This is a genomic window from Xylocopilactobacillus apicola (genome assembly GCF_033095985.1).
In the GTDB taxonomy this organism is placed as follows: Bacteria; Bacillota; Bacilli; order Lactobacillales; family Lactobacillaceae; genus Xylocopilactobacillus; species Xylocopilactobacillus apicola.
This window is the reverse complement of record NZ_AP026802.1, coordinates 1,848,541-1,863,739: the sequence shown is the minus strand read 5'-3', so window position 1 is coordinate 1,863,739 and position 15,199 is coordinate 1,848,541. Positions and strand designations below refer to the sequence as shown.

At 36.8% G+C, this 15,199-nt stretch carries 20 protein-coding genes; 18 read left to right on the top strand and 2 right to left on the bottom strand.

Annotated features, from left to right (window positions below; genetic code table 11):
• Positions 1-103 precede the first annotated feature (103 nt).
• Both R8495_RS09010 and R8495_RS09005 read right to left on the bottom strand, forming a co-directional pair.
• Positions 104-802, bottom strand: coding sequence for a DUF3800 domain-containing protein (locus R8495_RS09010; protein WP_317635144.1), 699 nt, complete (start codon positions 800-802; stop codon positions 104-106).
• 192 nt (positions 803-994) lie between these two features.
• Positions 995-3,280 (bottom strand): HAD-IC family P-type ATPase, encoded by a 2,286-nt coding sequence (locus R8495_RS09005; RefSeq protein ID WP_317635143.1) that lies wholly within the window; start codon positions 3,278-3,280, stop codon positions 995-997.
• Positions 3,281-3,418: 138 nt separating this feature from the next.
• On the opposite strand from R8495_RS09005, the gene R8495_RS09000 reads away from it, so the two are divergent.
• The 18 genes from R8495_RS09000 to R8495_RS08915 all read left to right on the top strand — a co-directional run bounded on the left by R8495_RS09000 (position 3,419) and on the right by R8495_RS08915 (position 15,065).
• Positions 3,419-4,186 (top strand): MerR family transcriptional regulator, encoded by a 768-nt coding sequence (locus R8495_RS09000; RefSeq protein ID WP_317635142.1) that lies wholly within the window; start codon positions 3,419-3,421, stop codon positions 4,184-4,186.
• 301 nt (positions 4,187-4,487) lie between these two features.
• Positions 4,488-4,778 carry a TIGR04197 family type VII secretion effector gene (locus tag R8495_RS08995; protein WP_317635141.1) on the top strand — a complete coding sequence of 97 codons (291 nt, stop codon included), beginning with the start codon at positions 4,488-4,490 and terminating at the stop codon, positions 4,776-4,778.
• Positions 4,775-5,119, top strand: coding sequence for a DUF3958 family protein (locus R8495_RS08990; RefSeq protein WP_317635140.1), 345 nt, complete (start codon positions 4,775-4,777; stop codon positions 5,117-5,119). The genes R8495_RS08995 and R8495_RS08990 overlap by 4 nt, the downstream gene beginning before the upstream one ends.
• Positions 5,116-5,607: a T7SS effector LXG polymorphic toxin gene (locus R8495_RS08985; RefSeq protein ID WP_317635139.1), complete on the top strand. Its 492-nt coding sequence runs from the start codon at positions 5,116-5,118 to the stop codon at positions 5,605-5,607. Before R8495_RS08990 ends, R8495_RS08985 begins: the two co-directional genes overlap by 4 nt.
• Positions 5,608-5,757: 150 nt before the next feature.
• Positions 5,758-6,801, top strand: a complete 1,044-nt coding sequence (locus tag R8495_RS08980; protein ID WP_317635138.1) for a CdiA family toxin C-terminal domain-containing protein — start codon at positions 5,758-5,760, stop codon at positions 6,799-6,801.
• 10 nt (positions 6,802-6,811) lie between these two features.
• Positions 6,812-7,213 carry a hypothetical protein gene (locus R8495_RS08975; protein WP_317635137.1) on the top strand — a complete coding sequence of 134 codons (402 nt, stop codon included), beginning with the start codon at positions 6,812-6,814 and terminating at the stop codon, positions 7,211-7,213.
• 120 nt (positions 7,214-7,333) lie between these two features.
• Positions 7,334-8,551 carry a hypothetical protein gene (locus R8495_RS08970; protein WP_317635136.1) on the top strand — a complete coding sequence of 406 codons (1,218 nt, stop codon included), beginning with the start codon at positions 7,334-7,336 and terminating at the stop codon, positions 8,549-8,551.
• 15 nt (positions 8,552-8,566) lie between these two features.
• Positions 8,567-9,088 carry a hypothetical protein gene (locus tag R8495_RS08965; protein WP_317635135.1) on the top strand — a complete coding sequence of 174 codons (522 nt, stop codon included), beginning with the start codon at positions 8,567-8,569 and terminating at the stop codon, positions 9,086-9,088.
• Between the two features lie 125 nt (positions 9,089-9,213).
• Positions 9,214-9,735: a hypothetical protein gene (locus R8495_RS08960; protein ID WP_317635134.1), complete on the top strand. Its 522-nt coding sequence runs from the start codon at positions 9,214-9,216 to the stop codon at positions 9,733-9,735.
• A gap of 23 nt (positions 9,736-9,758) precedes the next feature.
• On the top strand, positions 9,759-9,995 hold the full coding sequence (locus R8495_RS08955) for a DUF3958 family protein (RefSeq protein WP_317635133.1): 237 nt from the start codon (positions 9,759-9,761) through the stop codon (positions 9,993-9,995).
• Entirely contained in the window at positions 9,992-10,978 is a 987-nt protein-coding gene (locus R8495_RS08950) for an LXG domain-containing protein (protein WP_317635132.1), read from the top strand. Before R8495_RS08955 ends, R8495_RS08950 begins: the two co-directional genes overlap by 4 nt.
• Complete coding sequence (locus R8495_RS08945) at positions 10,882-11,496, top strand: hypothetical protein (RefSeq protein WP_317636653.1); 615 nt, start codon at positions 10,882-10,884, stop codon at positions 11,494-11,496. Before R8495_RS08950 ends, R8495_RS08945 begins: the two co-directional genes overlap by 97 nt.
• Complete coding sequence (locus R8495_RS08940; RefSeq protein ID WP_317635131.1) at positions 11,493-12,131, top strand: hypothetical protein; 639 nt, start codon at positions 11,493-11,495, stop codon at positions 12,129-12,131. The genes R8495_RS08945 and R8495_RS08940 overlap by 4 nt, the downstream gene beginning before the upstream one ends.
• A gap of 81 nt (positions 12,132-12,212) precedes the next feature.
• On the top strand, positions 12,213-12,572 hold the full coding sequence (locus tag R8495_RS08935; protein ID WP_317635130.1) for a hypothetical protein: 360 nt from the start codon (positions 12,213-12,215) through the stop codon (positions 12,570-12,572).
• A gap of 223 nt (positions 12,573-12,795) precedes the next feature.
• A complete protein-coding gene (locus R8495_RS08930; protein ID WP_317635129.1) occupies positions 12,796-13,143 on the top strand; it encodes a hypothetical protein in 348 nt (115 codons plus the stop codon).
• A gap of 123 nt (positions 13,144-13,266) precedes the next feature.
• Positions 13,267-13,539, top strand: coding sequence for a hypothetical protein (locus tag R8495_RS08925; RefSeq protein ID WP_317635128.1), 273 nt, complete (start codon positions 13,267-13,269; stop codon positions 13,537-13,539).
• Positions 13,536-14,063 (top strand): DUF2247 family protein, encoded by a 528-nt coding sequence (locus tag R8495_RS08920; protein WP_317635127.1) that lies wholly within the window; start codon positions 13,536-13,538, stop codon positions 14,061-14,063. The genes R8495_RS08925 and R8495_RS08920 overlap by 4 nt, the downstream gene beginning before the upstream one ends.
• A 546-nt stretch (positions 14,064-14,609) precedes the next feature.
• A complete protein-coding gene (locus R8495_RS08915; RefSeq protein ID WP_317635126.1) occupies positions 14,610-15,065 on the top strand; it encodes a hypothetical protein in 456 nt (151 codons plus the stop codon).
• The last annotated feature ends 134 nt before the right edge of the window (positions 15,066-15,199 follow it).

Below are 15,199 nucleotides of genomic sequence, written 5' to 3'. Positions count from 1 at the left end.
GTTTAAGATACAATACAGTTTATTAGTAACTTTTGAATAGATGAAGCAAATAATGGTTAATCAGTTTATAATTCGTTAATCGAAAGTGAAATAAACAATGATGTTAATTATTTGGAAATGTTGTTATTATAAAATTATCCTTCTGTAGATCGGGAATTATTTTTTTCTTAGCGCTATAAAGCAATTTATTTGCAATAATATCAGCAGATCTGATTAATATTTTTCTTTGAGAATTGCAATAGTCTAAGGAAATAGAGCTCATTGATGGAAAAATTGGGGGAAAAAATTTCGAGTAGTTCCAATTGTTCGTTCCAAACTTGAATTCTTGTTCAAGGCCTTCTGTTAATTCGTATTTTCCATTTGTTGCAGTAGAATGCTCATCGGCAAAAAAATAAATGTTTTCAACATTTTCAGGGTTCAAAATGTCTTTATTTATAAGGTCTTCAAATTTGCGTTTTACACAAATTTTAAAAATATAATCAAGATAGCGCTGCTTTGATTTTTTATTTTCGAAAATATTATCAAGGACTTTTGGCTGATAAATTATTCCTCCAAATTTCTCAATCTTATTTAACGAACGAAAAAGTTTGTTTTTAGATTTATTGCTGATATTCGTTGCTTTAACTTCGGTGTCCTTGTCCAATTTCTCTATTTTTCTAATAGTTTGTTCGGCCTTTTTATATTTTCTTTTCCAGTTTTCATGATTTTCTGTCGTAAAAATTACTATTCCACCATAAACAAAAAAGTCATTATGTTTTTTATCAAAAACGCCAGATTCGTCTGAATACACATAAATGTTCATAATTTTCTCCAAAAAAAACCACCACCCGAAGGTGGTGGCCTCATGGGTCGACGACATTACATGTCGCTTAAACGCTAGTTCGATTCCACGAGTATACAGCGTGATAAAACCTGCACTGATATTATATCATAAACTGATAAAAGGTAAATAATGCGCTACATTTGAGATGATTTTTGATTTACTTTTTTTGAATTAGCCGACTTTTTCTACTTTATAAAATAGTAATTTGAAAAGATCGAGGATGGTGCCGAAAACGATGACGCCAAGTAAGACCGCAGCCATCCAGCCCAGCGAAACTTTTGCAATCATGATTCCAAAATAAGCCAGGATAAATGAAACGATCATATCACCGCTAATTGCGACAGCGACCCATTTACTAGGATAATCGCGCCAGACCGGTTTCTTGGTTCGGGTCATTAAAATCATCATGAGGGCACTGAGAATCAAGAACAGATAAATGATCGTGCTGTTCTTCTCGGTTTGGTGAGGATAGAGGTCATTAACGTACCACATTAGCGCATATCCAATAGCGCTCCAGCCGATTGCGAAAACTCCCGCCAGCTTGTTAAGCCGCTTGAGGTCCCACGTTTCCGGGTGATAAGTGATCGTCGTGCGGTCGGTACCCAAAACAATTGTGACCAAATTGTTGAAAAGCGTTAGCAGGATCATCGCATTTAAAGTCAATGGTTCAACGCCCCAAGTCAAGAATCCGAGTGTTAGTAAAATCATCAATTCAGCAGCTCTTGCAAGTTTGGTGATCGTCCAAGTCATCATGCGCTGATAAACTCGGTGCCCGCTATCAAGAATTTCAACGATGCTGCCAAGTCCTGGTGTCATTAAAATAAAACGTGCAGAACGCTTAGCGAGATCGACAGCGTTGTTAACGGCAATTCCAACCTCAGCTTGTTTCAAAGCAGGGGCATCATTAACTCCGTCGCCGGTCATTCCAACAATATATCCTGCTTGCTGGAACTTTTTGACAATCGCAAGTTTGTGTTCAGGCAAAACTTCCGCCACGCCAGCAATACCTTCAAAGCTATCCATTTTGATAAAATCGTCGTAGGAAACAATCTTGCCCTCAAGGTTGACCTCAGCTGCTACGGTTTGGGCGGTAACTTGGTTGTCACCGGTGATCATAATCACGCGCACCCCGCGGTCTTTAATTGCCTTGATTGCGGCAGGGCTATCGCTTCTTGGCTGATCTTCGAGAATAAAAAGTCCCACCAGTTGATCGCCTAAACTGACGGCAACTGAACGACCTGCACCCATGTTGGCATTGGTTTCTTGGGTGAAGTTGGTTTTCTTTGCCAGAATACTAAATGAGCCGAGACAAGCGTCTTGCTCACCCTGGTCAGTGCTAACTACAGCTTTAGAGTAACCAAATTTCGGATCAAAATCAGTCACTTCCTTAATTTGGAGTTTTGAAGTGTCGATTTTTTTGTTGAGCACATAGGCTTGCACCGCTTTGTCGACCACGCTGGGCTGACGTGGATTAGTAGCTGCGTTTGCGAGCGCCAAAACATCAGAGTCAGAAAATTTCGAGTAGTTGTGGAACTCGACGACTTCGGGGCGATTATTGGTGATCGTGCCAGTTTTATCTGATAACAAAACATTTAAATTTGCGGCGTCTTGAATCCCAGCTAAATCGCTAACCAGAATATTTTTGGTACTGAGAATTTTGGCTTCAATCGAGTTCGCCACCGAAAAACTTGATGGCATCGTGATCGGAATCGTTGAAATGAAAAGCATCGCGATAAAAGGAATTAAGCTCAAAATATCTTGGTGCCGGATGAGCGCAACCCCGAGAATAATGACTGTTAAAATAACATCGATCAAGGCTAGGTAGCCGATAATTTTACTTAGTAAGGTTTGCAAATGTCCAGGAGCAGTCGTATTTTTTAATAAACTGGTTGTTTTACCAGCTCGACTGTTAAGCCCCACCGCACTAACTGTGGCGAGTGCTTGACCCGAAAGAATTTCAGTTCCTGAATAAATTAGATCGCCTTCGTGATGGCTAATGGAGTTCGCTTCGCCTGTGATACTACTTTCATTAGTTTCCAGGCTTCCTTGCAAGATTTTCATGTCGGCGGGAATGATGTTTCCTTGTTGCAAGTTGACAACATCTCCTAAGACCAGCTCCCGAGAGGGAACTGAGATCCATTTGCCTGATCGGAGAACCGATACTTTGATTGTTAAATCTTGTGACAGGGAGCTAAGGTTGCGGTGCGCTTTACGTGCTTGAAAAGCGCCGTTGGTTGCGGCAAAAAGTAGCAAAACTACGATAAAGGCAGCTTGAAACCATTTGCCGAGAATTATTTCAACGAACAAAGCTGCTTCTAGAATCCAAGCGTTGGGTTCCCAAAGTCTTTTTAAAATTTGTTTGCTGAGACTAAATGGCGCTTCGGGAACTTCGTTGTATCCCTCGCTCTTTAGTTTAGCGGCGGCATCTTCGTTAGTTAATCCGTTAATTTCTTGCATTTTTAAGACTTCCTCTTCGTTAATATAAGTAAATTTTACCAGTTTTTTAAGAGGAGGAATGAAGATAACGTTTTTATTAAAAAAAATGTTGACCTGGACGTTACGTCAACGTTTAAAGTAATTTTGGCAGGAGGAAAAATGACTCAATATACAGTATCGCAGTTGGCACAACTTTCAGGGGTGAGCGCCCGCACGATTCGTTATTATGATCAGATCGGGCTTTTGCAGCCAGCGCTGACAACAGAGAAATATTACCGAATTTACACTGAGCAAGAAGTTGATCTGCTGCAGCAGATTCTTTATTTTCGCCGTTTAGGTTTTAAGTTATCAGAAATTAAAGAAATCATGGAAAATCCCAACTATGACGTTGTAAATTCTTTAAAGACTCATCAGCGCTGGCTTCGCCAGGAAGTTGAGGAGTTAAATCGCCTGAATGCCAGCCTCAGTGAGGCGATTAAATATTATCAAGGAGAACAATCGATGACAGATGATCAAAAATTTCAGGAGCTGAAAACTCAGTATTTGCAGGAGAATGAAAGGCTCTACGGTGAAGAGTTGCGGGATAAGTATGAGGAGAAAGAATTGCAGCAGTTTAATGATAACTTTGCAAATTTGAGCAAAGAAAAATACGACGCCTGGAAAAAAGCGGAAGAGCAGTTGATCAAGGACTTAAATATTTTGCTAAAGGAGCCAGGAGTAGTGGATTTGGATAGTCCAGTTGCAATGGATGCTTTTTTGAGTCACCAAAAATGGCTCAAGTTGATTTATCCCAAATACGATTCGAACTTTCACCGGGGAATTGTCCAAATGTATCTCGCCGATGAAAGATTTAGCGATTATTATAATTCGCGCACCGACGGTGATTCGGTTGAACTATTAGCTCAAATTATTAATCATTACGTATAAAATTTGATCAAACATACTAAATGTAGAAGTTGAATGAGTGATATTTATTCGTAAATGGAATACAATGAAAAGATGAGGTATGCAATTCATGTACCTCAATAGAAAATGGAATACCTAACTAACTTAAGAGCATCAGATCTTAGAAAGCTGATGCTTTTTTAGTGCAAAAAAGCTTATAGTGATTCTAAATCAAGTAAAAATTACTGATTATTAATTCCGAACTTTCTTTAATTGCAAAATTTTGTCTTTGTATTCCGACTATGTTAAAGTTAAAAATATAAAGAATGCAGGAGGAATCGAAATGAATGAAATTCTAACCGATTTTAACGTTGCTAGTAATAAAGCAACAAGAATCAAGACGGCTACCGATAACTTAAACAGCTCTTCGTCAGTAAATCAGGACGGAGACACGAAAATGCTCGGCAACGCTAGTGCTCATAAGGCGATTGCGGCAACAAAACATTCGGCACAAAAGATTAGTCAAGTAGTGAATAGTGCATCGCAACACCTACGTAGTGTCGCAAAAGACTTTGAAGCTGCGGACCAAGAAATTAGCCAAAAGTTATTCGAGGCAGCGGGGTGGCGAAGATGAGTAAATACGACGAATTAACACAAACGGAACACGATAAGCGGATTGAGTCAGAGAACGTGGAACAAACAATGCGAAAAGTTCGCCAGCTCCAAGAATCGTATGATGAGCACTTTCAACGTGCCAATCGCTTCTTTGAAGAAATAGGCTTTGAATTTAGAGGAAGTGATCGGGCTAACGTGTTTGGCGCTCTAAAAGAAGAACACCACCGCCAAATGCTGAATATTAAGAATCATCTTGGCGCGCAGGAAGAAAGTCTAAGAGCAGCTAATCGCAAACTTGAAACAGAGCTAGATGAAGTTGTTGCCGCTAAGAAGCAAGCCCTGAGGGAGGAAAGTCAATGAGTATAAGAATGCGAGTTGGAGCTTCTAAAGCCCAAGCAGCAAGTACAAGGGCTCTCTGCCGTAAACAGATTGAAGATTATCGCAATCTACAATCTGCAATAAATGATTTCTTGTTGACGACAGATACTTTAAAAGGCGAAGCCTATAAGTCAGCCAGAGCGTACTTCAATAAAGTCTTAAAACCACTGGGACAAGGTGGAATGCTGCTAGCTGAAGCAGTAGAAAAGGCAGTGCAAAAGTTTCCAGATCAGTATCAAGCTGAAGTAGATCACGGAGACTTAGATGAAGCCAAGCTTGAAGGCCAGATTGCCAGAGCTAGACAGTTGAAGAATGAAGCCCAAAACATTGTGACTAAGCTGTCATTCCCAGAAAATTCATTAAGAGTAATGAGCCCCAACTTTACAAGTATCGCCTTATTCAGAGAGCAAGAAATTGCAGACAATAAATTGTTGGTTGCCGGATATGAGCGAACAATCAAAGAACTATAGATCAAGTTGAGTAAGTTAAGGGCGTTCAATGCGAAGTCCTCGACAATCTTTAAAGATATTGATGTTCTAAAGCAAGCAGTTGATCAAGGACTTGCGCAGACGAAAACATCGTGGGATGGCATAAGAGGAGTATTTCTGATCCCAGATAATTTGGATTGGGCAAATACGATTCAAAACTTCCAGAAAGCGAAAGAAGAAGCACACCGTAAGTCGATGATGGAAAAGCTAAAGCCGTATAAAGTATACGCATGGCGGTTTAAAGATCCATCGACGAATAAAGTGACGACTAATTGGTTTATTGATAAAAATGGGGAAAGAATTTTTGATCAAGAACTAGAAGACTTTCTTAAGAAGCACGGCGAAGAATTAAAGGGAGTTTACAAGGAGATTAGTTGGGAAGAGCTTTTAGAATTAGACCAAGCAGCGAGAAGAAAAGGAGATGGGAAGAATTACTTAACCCGACATCAGGTGCCGAAAGGGTGGCGTGTAGGCACACAAATCAGTGCAGGTGTGGAATCAGTAGCATGGTTTGCACAAAAATCAGGTTTGATGACCATAGGATCCGTAGCGGGTTTAAGATACGCAGGCAAAGGTGTTAAACTATCAAAAGGGAAAATTGGACACGCAAAGATTGGCGAGATCAGCGGTGCTAAACCGATAAATGGCAAAATCTCAGGAAAAAGTTCAATAGAACTTCCAAGACTAGCTAACCTTCGATTTGAAAGTAGTGCAAAAAATCACTTAAAGAATGTCGAAGGTTTTGATAAGAAACGAGGTTTTAAAGGTGGACATAATCTAGATGACTTTATGGAGGGATTGAGAGGATTAGGAACAGAACCCGAAAATTTGATAATTTCCAAAACCCCACACCCCAAGGTCAAAGGTATCTATGAAATTTGGTATCAAGTACCACTTAAAGATAAAGCAGGAAATATATCTTACCCATTAAAATACAGAAAGATAAAGTTTCCTAAAACAATTTACGACCCAAAAATTATTAGTGATCAAGAAATGTATGAGTGGGGAGAAAAGGCATTAAAGAATGGATACCATAAAGTTGAAGGGGAATCTGTAGTAGGAAAATTAGATGATTTGGATTTTGTAGGTTTTCTAAACCAAAATCAAAAAATTAATCGAAAAGTTAAAAACTTTTATCCGACGTTTGAAGAAGTATTGAAAGATATAAAGAAATAGGAGCTAAAAAATGGAATACGATCAATATACAGATTATAAAGTTATTACCGACAAGAAACGGATCGATTCATTGATGTGGACATATTTGGGAGCTATCGAGGGGAGAATAGTGCGAGCAATGAAATGGTTTGCTCAAAAAGAAGGCTACGGTGAAGAGGTTGTGGGGATAACATTTATGAAGGATTTAGACGAGGAAGATGTAGAAAATTTACCCAAGCCACTAGATGACCATCATGTGCTGGTTGAACTAACCTATCCAGCGGTAGATGTTAATGAAATGGCTTACGTAGATTTTGAAACGTTTTTTGAGTATTTGACTGAGGAGATTCAGGATATTTTGTCAGAACATCCAGACCGGGCAGATCTATTACTACCGTTATTGGGAGAAGTAAAGAAAAGTCTTGGTGTATAATAGTCAAGATTGAAGCTAGAAATTGCGATTGTGTGATTTCTGGCTTTTTTAAACCCAGATAAATACAATTCAGCCAGAGCGTACTTCAATAAAGTTTTAAAACCGCTGGGACAAGGTGGAATGCTGCTAGCTGAAGCAGTAGAAAAGGCAGTTCAGAAGTTTCCGGATCGTTATCAAGCTGAAGTAGATCACGGAGACTTAGATGAAGCAGAGCTTGAAGGCCAGATTGCCAGGGCTAGACAGTTGATGAAAGAAGCCCAAAACATTGTGACTAAGCTGTCTTTTCCAGAAAATTCACTAAGAGTAATGAGCCCCAACTTTACAAGTATCGCCTTATTCAGAGAGCAAGAAATTGCAGACAATAAATTGTTGGTTGCCGGATATGAGCGAACAATCAAAGAACTAGAGATCAAGTTGGGTAAGTTAAGGGCGTTCAATGCGAAGTCTTCAAGCATCTTTAAAGATATTGATGTGCTAAAGCAAGCAGTTGATCAAGGCTTGGAGCAGACGAAAACATCATGGGACGGCATAAGAGGAGTATTTCTGATCCCAGATAATTTGGATTGGGCAAATACGATTCAGACCCATTGGCAACAGTATGAAAGAGAACATGCCGATAAATTTTCCGTTAAAGTTATTAAACATGAAGACGGTGTTGATGATTACTTAGTGTATCGTAATGGAGAATTAGACCAGGAAGCTACCATCGCCTATAATGAAATCAAGTTAGAAGAAGATTTGGAGTACATAAAAGAAAAAATAAATACCACAAAAGAAGCATTGGAACGTATTGCATTTTTGACTGGTACTTCCTTAAAAATGGCAAGTGGCGAAGTAGCAACAATTACAGGCATAGTGGGAATCCTTGGTGTTTTTGGGATAGTTGAAGTAGCTACTGGTGGAACTGCAACAGTATTTGTTCCGGAATTGGCAGGAGCTGTTTCCATAGCAACCAATGGAGCAGTTGCAGTTGCCGGTGCGGCAGTTACAATTGATGGATGGAATAGCCTTAAAGAAGGTTACCAGGGCAACATTATGACAATCCGAGATCGGCCAAGTAGCAAGACTTTTGGTCAGCCAATTGAAGGTAGGATCGGTAATCATAAATATAAAATAAGAGTAGATGCTGAACCAGATTCAAATAACAAGATCCAGATTCAGGCAGGCGGAGGAAAGAGTTCAAGATTGAATGATGAAATAAAATTCGAAAAAATCACTGATAAAAGCAGTATTTATGATCTGATACCTGAAAGTACAAAACGGCTTCTAGGGAAAAATAAGATAAACCAATTGGTAAATAACATCTGGAAAGCCTTTATCTGGTTGAAAACTAAATAGGGAGAGTATTGTATTGTGAGAATTTATATAAGATCTAAAGACGGTCAGAAACCAAAAATAAAAATCGGATACTGGGAATTGGCCGAAAAAATGTGGTATAAAGAAGAAAAAGACCGTAAACTTAGCATTTCTCATGTTGGAAATGACGAATGCTTACAAGAAGATATTTATTTAACATTGGCTAATAACAAATGGCTGAATGATCAGCGCTGGGATGATGATGATAGTGATTTTTATAAAGAGTATATATATACTTATTATTCAAAAGTTCAGAAATTAATTCGATTGGTAACCGAACACGTAGATATTGTTACTGTTGACCAAAGAGCACTATACATCATGGCGATTGAACTCGCTAAATCGGCGAATGGGGTGATTAGCGAGGATCTGGGAGAAACATGGATTAGCGTTGAAGGTTTTGAAAAGAAGCACCAAGACATTTTAAGTTTGAGCTACGATGAGGCAAATGAAATGAGCTTGGAAGAAGCAAAGACGCTGGAGCCAGTCAAAGAGCCATATGATTGGGAAGATGATTAAAAATACGGAGATCAAGGAGTTATAATTGGTGTTTTTTGGTTTTTTGCGATTGCTCCTGAAATTTAACGAAAGATAACAAAGGAAAGAATTTATCTGGTTGAAAACGAAATAGAGAGTATTACATTGTGAGAATTTATATAAAAACTAAAAACGGTCAGAAACCAAAAATAACAATCGGTTATCGAGAGTTAGCCGAAAGGATGTGGTTTAAAGAAAAGAATGGTAAAGAATTAGAACTTTCCCATATTGGAGATGATGAGTGCTTACAGGAAGATGTTTATTTGTCATTAGCTGATGACAAATGGTTAAATAACAGCCAATGGAATAATGATCATAGTAAATTTCATCATGAAAATATAAATACCTACTATTCCAAAAGTCATCATTTGATTCGCATCGTTACCGATCATGTCAACATTCTTACCGTCGACCAAAGAGCACTATACATCATGGTGATTGAGCTCGCTAAATCAGCGAATGGAGTGATTAGTGAGGACCTGGGAGAAACATGGATTGGCGTTGAAGGTTTTGAAAAGAATCACCAAGATATTTTAAGTTTGAGCTACGATGAGGCAAATGAAATGAGCTTGGAAGAAGCAAAGACCCTGGAGCCAGTAGAAGAGCCTTACGATTGGGAAGAAGACTAGTCTAAGTAGTATACAAGCTAAGAATGTATTTGAAAATTCTTAGTTTTTTCTTTGAAGAGATAGGCTTTGAATTTAGGGAAAGTGATCAAGCTAATATATTCAACTCAATGAGAGAGGATCAAGCCAGACAAGCTCGCAATACTAGACAACGCTTCAGTGATTACGAAACAAATTTAAGGTCAATGAATCGCCAGCTTGAAACAGAGCTAGATGAAGTGGCTTCCGCTAAGAAACAAGCTCTGAGGGAGGAAAGCCAATGAGTATAAGAATGCGAGTCGGGGCTTCCAAAGCCCAAGCAGCAAGTACAAGGGCTCTCTGTCGTAAACAGATTGAAGATTATCGCAATCTACAATCTGCAATAAATGATTTCTTGTTGACGACAGATACTTTAAAAGGCGAAGCCTATAAGTCAGCCAGAGCGTACTTCAATAAAGTCTTAAAGCCACTGGGACAAGGTGGAATGCTGCTAGCCGAAGCAGTAGAAAAGGCAGTTCAGAAGTTTCCAGATCAGTATCAGGCTGAAGTAGATCACGGAGACTTAGATGAAGCCGAGCTTGAAAGTAAGATCGCTGAGCTGAAAACTTTAATCAGCAGTGCAAAAAGTATTCTAAACCAGATATCAGATGTTCCAGTCCAAGGATTGCCGGGAGTATCGACAACAAATAATTCTCTGCCAGCGTTAATCAAAGAACGTGAAATAGCCAATACCCAACTAATGATTTCGGGATATGAACAGACCCTAGAGAAACTCAAGATTTTATTGGATAAGTTAAGGGCGTTCAATGCGAAGTCCTCGACAATCTTTAAAGATATTGATGTGCTAAAGCAAGCAGTTGATCAAGGCTTGGAGCAGACGAAAACATCGTGGGACGGCATAAGAGGAGTATTTCTGATCCCAGATAATTTGGATTGGGCAAATACGATTCAAAACTTCCAGAAAGCGAAAGAAGAAGCACACCGTAAGTCGATGATGGAAAAGCTAAAGCCCTATAAAGTATACGCATGGCGGTTTAAAGATCCATCGACGAATAAAGTGACGACTAATTGGTTTATTGATAAAAATGGGGAAAGAATTTTTGATCAAGAACTAGAGGACTTTCTTAAGAAGCACGGCGAAGAATTAAAGGGAGTTTACAAAGAGATTAGTTGGGAAGAGCTTTTAGAATTAGACCAAGCAGCGAGAAGAAAAGGAGACGGGAAGAATTACTTAACCCGACATCAGGTGCCGAATGTTGGCGTGTAGGCACACAAATCAGTGCAGGTGTGGAATCAGTAGCATGGTTTGCACAAAAATCAGGTTTGATGACCATAGGATCCGTAGCGGGTTTAAGATACGCAGGCAAAGGTGTTAAACTATCAAAAGGGAAAATTGGACACGCAAAGATTGGCGAGATCAGCGGTGCTAAACCGATAAATGGTAAAGCAGCAAAGGGTGTTGATCAGGTTGACTTTGGTAACCTTAAAAATAGTAGCAGTGTAATAGAAAAAGCAAAAATTGATCCTTTATATCATGACTTTCCTGCTGCTTTAAATCAGGATATCTTATCTAATCCGATTGTTTATAGATCCGATGGAAGAATTGAATATTTAGCTAAAGGGTCAATTGATGGGATAAACGGCGTCTATCATATAACAGTAAAAAACAATACAATTATTCATCGAACTTTCATTCCTAAAATAGATTGGAAAAGGTTTTCTGAACTTTACGATTTACCAGATTTTAAAAATATACCGCTGTTAGGTAGAGGAGAAATAAAATGACAAAATATCATTATTCGGTATCTGGAGAGTATAAAGATTGGATCAAAATATATAAGAATAATACTTTGGTTCATAATGGATCCTTGCTGGGCTTAATTTTAAATAAAAACGGCAAAATTGTTTTGCGACTAAACTACGGCACAAATCAATATTTTGAAACTGAATTAAAATATAGCAAGGATTTTATAGTCGTGGTGCCGTTAGTTCCTGAAATGTTGAAAGATACTTACAAATACGTACCAATAATTTTTAGTGATGATGAATTTAAAACGTTTCTTGAAGTAATATATGCTGATGTCGAATTATTTAAAAATTTACCAGATTTGAGTAAACAGGATTTATTGAATATGTGGCTATTGTCTTCTTCAATTCAGAAAAATTATTTAAATTTAATCGAAATGGAAAATGATATTTTAAATAGAATTCTTTTCTTGTCCAATGATAAATATGACGTTGGAGATATTAAGTATATTATTAAAGAATTAAAAGGTTCAATTTATAAGATCCCAGAAAACAGCGAAGACGTGGTTTCTTACATAGATAGTGCTGATGGAATTTGTGAGTGGAATGGGTTAATCAAAATTGGTGAAAAAATTCACCTAAAAATCGATGAAGATCACTATGCCGGAATATGAAAACTACCAACAAGAAGGATATTGATCAATTGGTTTTGCTAACCAGTAGGAGTGCTTATTTAGTGGGAGAAAATGTGAAACATGGATAATGATGTTATCAGTGGATTGAGTTCTTTAGACAAACATAAACTTTATATTATCAAAGATTTTCTTATGTCAGAAATTGACCCAGAAGATCAGGAGAATTTTAATAATACAATAGAGTTCGTTAAGGCTAATAATAAAGACAAAAAGAAAAAAATTAAGCACGAACTATATGATGCTAAAAATTACAACAGATTGTTTCTGGACGGCAATCAATATTTAATTTCCAGTTTTGAAAACGAAGTATTAATAATCGATAAAGTAAGCGAAGATCATGGGGTTGACGAGGAGCATACACGAGTAAAGTTGAACCTAAAAACGTTTATTTATATTATAAAAAGCAAAAAAGTTATTTGATATTATTAGATGGTCGAATTAGATGTTTGATTATTTGGTAGAGGCAGTTTAGGATTTTGTTTAAGACTCTAGGAGGTTAACAACGAGAGAAGAAATAATTCAAATATACAAAAAATCCGATAATGACGAGATGGTTCTTTCTTTTGAATTGATACTTAAATTCATTCGAAAATATAGGAAAGTCTTTCAACGATATGTTTATGAATGTACATTGAAAGAAATAATGAAATTCAATGCAAATGATTTTTATTTAGGGACCACAGAAGATAATTTAGTGGGCTTGTTTTTATCATATTCAAAAAAATTGTCTAAGGCTTCTAATAAAGAAATTTGTGGAAACGTAGTTCATTTGATATGGAATATTGCAACATTTACGACTGATTATTTATGTCCAAGCTGCCAAGAATCAAATCTCAGAATTTCGTCGTCCACTGATCATAATCATATTTACGAGACATGTGATAATTGTTTAACAACGTTTGAAAATGGAGAATTCGTTGAGAGACCCGATGAAATGATTCCCGCAACAAAAAAAGAAGTGGACGATTTTTTAATAAATGCAAAGCAATAGAAGTCATCATTGATTAAGCCAATTTTTTCTTATGTAAGGCTATCAATGCTGCCAATATTTTTGAAAAGATCAAATCCAGTGTAAAAATTACTTTATATCTAAGAATTAATACGAAAACTCGAGTTGTATGTCAACCAATTTTCCCACACCAGAAAAGCTCCAGTAAAAACAAGCACAATAATAATTAAAGAGATTCCTAATGCACCGCTGACACATGGTTTTCCAGATATTGTTGATAACTACGCTGGATTTGCTAAAATAACTGATCTTGGTAACGCAAAATTATATCAGATTCAAGGAAGTCAGGACGGAGTAATTGGGCGATTTGAGTGGATAGTACAGGATGGAAGAGTCACTCAAAGAATATTTCTTAGTAACGGGGGACCAATAAAATGACAGATTGGATAAATGAATTTAAAAAAAGCAAAATTCCTTTTAGCTGGAGTGAATTAAAAATAGGTAGATTTGGGTATAGTAACAAATTTTATCTTCCGGCAATAATTGATGATGATGTGGTGATTACATATACCTTAAACTACTTGTCGAAACATGAAAATGAAAATAATCAGTATTTGTGGGATTTAGGCAGTTTAACCGCACCCTATAACGAAAGTGAAATCTACAAATATCTTAGTTTGGTTAGTAGTTCTGAAAGAAAAGATTTAAAAGCTTACTTTAGATGGAGATGGATTTTAGTCAACAATTTAATAAGGGAGCTTTTTGATAAGGATGGCATTGATGCTTTATTAGAAATAACTGAATTTTGGTTAAAACTGGAATCACCAGTCGACAAGCCGTATCAATATCAAGGAGTAAATAATGAACTAACTCTGAGCGAATTTTATACTGATAAAAATTTGCATAAAGTTATTTATGATCACATAAAATGGTTACGTAAAGAGAAAAATAATTTATTGTAATTTAAAGCTCTTCGCTAATCGACATTAACTTTCGAAGGGAGCTAGAAATTGCGGTTTCTGGCTTTTTAAAACTCTTGAATTGATACAAGATATTGTTAAACCGAATGAGAAAGCCATGTCAGAAAAGGAACAGTTATATGAATTGTTAAATATGCTTCAAAGTAGACAGATTGGGATAAAAGATTTTTGATTTGGAAATTGATTACAATGAACTGTCAAAGAGAGAATATGAGATATTTGGAGAAATTTCAGATATTTCCGCTAGATTTTCTGATGATCCAGAAGATTTAAAAATACCCAATGTTTACTATAGCGAAGAACAAATTAGAAATGAAGTGATGAAGATGTGGAGATTATTAAAGAGATAAAATGCGTTATTTCAGCAAAAAATGGTATAATCCAAATAAATAAAGATTTCATTCACCAGGGAAAAAATAAAAGTATCAACAGTAATAAATAGTAGAATTTATTAAATTTGTAATCAGAGAGCAATTATTATTAATGGACATATTCGAAACCAAGACTTATGACTCTGGGCGAGATTTAATGGATAATTTAAGTAAAGAGGCTTTTCTGCTTAGTGAAAATCCATCAGAAGACAATGAATTTGTAAAAGAAAAAAATAGCTTAATTGAAGTTGGTTTTAGTTATTTTGATATTGGTTTAAAACCGCAAATAAAGATGTTTTCTGAGACGAAGACCGTTTTTTTTGGAATCAATCAGAAGCTGGAATGTATCAGTTATCAAAACAGAAACAAATTATTTAGTAACAGTCTATCTTTCCCCCTCTATGAGATATTAGCAGATTCTTGCTCCGAATTTGTGGTATGTATTTGTGAATTAGAGATTCTAGTATATAAAAAAAGCGGAATATTTTTATGGAAAATGGGTTTTGGAGATATCGTAGATGATTATTCTTTATCCGATGAAAAAACTATCATCGTTAAAACTGCTGACGGAAATATAACAGAATTTTATTTAAGCTCTGGGAAGGTAAAGTAATTGAATAATGTTTTCTGAATCTCATAATTTACCGCTGTTAGGTAGGAGATAAGATAATGGATACACGTGAATATAAGATTTTGACAGATAAGAAAGAAATTGATTAATTAATGTGGACGTATTTTTCAATTGTA

Bases quoted from the DNA above. Each gene is read 5' to 3' on its own strand.
- R8495_RS09010 (WP_317635144.1), bottom strand. From the start codon at position 802: ATGAACATTTATGTGTATTCAGACGAATCTGGCGTTTTTGATAAAAAA.
- R8495_RS09005 (WP_317635143.1), bottom strand. From the start codon at position 3,280: ATGCAAGAAATTAACGGATTAACTAACGAAGATGCCGCCGCTAAACTA.
- R8495_RS09000 (WP_317635142.1), top strand. From the start codon at position 3,419: ATGACTCAATATACAGTATCGCAGTTGGCACAACTTTCAGGGGTGAGC.
- R8495_RS08995 (WP_317635141.1), top strand. From the start codon at position 4,488: ATGAATGAAATTCTAACCGATTTTAACGTTGCTAGTAATAAAGCAACA.
- R8495_RS08990 (WP_317635140.1), top strand. From the start codon at position 4,775: ATGAGTAAATACGACGAATTAACACAAACGGAACACGATAAGCGGATT.
- R8495_RS08985 (WP_317635139.1), top strand. From the start codon at position 5,116: ATGAGTATAAGAATGCGAGTTGGAGCTTCTAAAGCCCAAGCAGCAAGT.
- R8495_RS08975 (WP_317635137.1), top strand. From the start codon at position 6,812: ATGGAATACGATCAATATACAGATTATAAAGTTATTACCGACAAGAAA.
- R8495_RS08970 (WP_317635136.1), top strand. From the start codon at position 7,334: ATGCTGCTAGCTGAAGCAGTAGAAAAGGCAGTTCAGAAGTTTCCGGAT.
- R8495_RS08955 (WP_317635133.1), top strand. From the start codon at position 9,759: ATGTATTTGAAAATTCTTAGTTTTTTCTTTGAAGAGATAGGCTTTGAA.
- R8495_RS08950 (WP_317635132.1), top strand. From the start codon at position 9,992: ATGAGTATAAGAATGCGAGTCGGGGCTTCCAAAGCCCAAGCAGCAAGT.
- R8495_RS08940 (WP_317635131.1), top strand. From the start codon at position 11,493: ATGACAAAATATCATTATTCGGTATCTGGAGAGTATAAAGATTGGATC.
- R8495_RS08935 (WP_317635130.1), top strand. From the start codon at position 12,213: ATGGATAATGATGTTATCAGTGGATTGAGTTCTTTAGACAAACATAAA.
- R8495_RS08930 (WP_317635129.1), top strand. From the start codon at position 12,796: ATGAAATTCAATGCAAATGATTTTTATTTAGGGACCACAGAAGATAAT.
- R8495_RS08920 (WP_317635127.1), top strand. From the start codon at position 13,536: ATGACAGATTGGATAAATGAATTTAAAAAAAGCAAAATTCCTTTTAGC.
- R8495_RS08915 (WP_317635126.1), top strand. From the start codon at position 14,610: ATGGATAATTTAAGTAAAGAGGCTTTTCTGCTTAGTGAAAATCCATCA.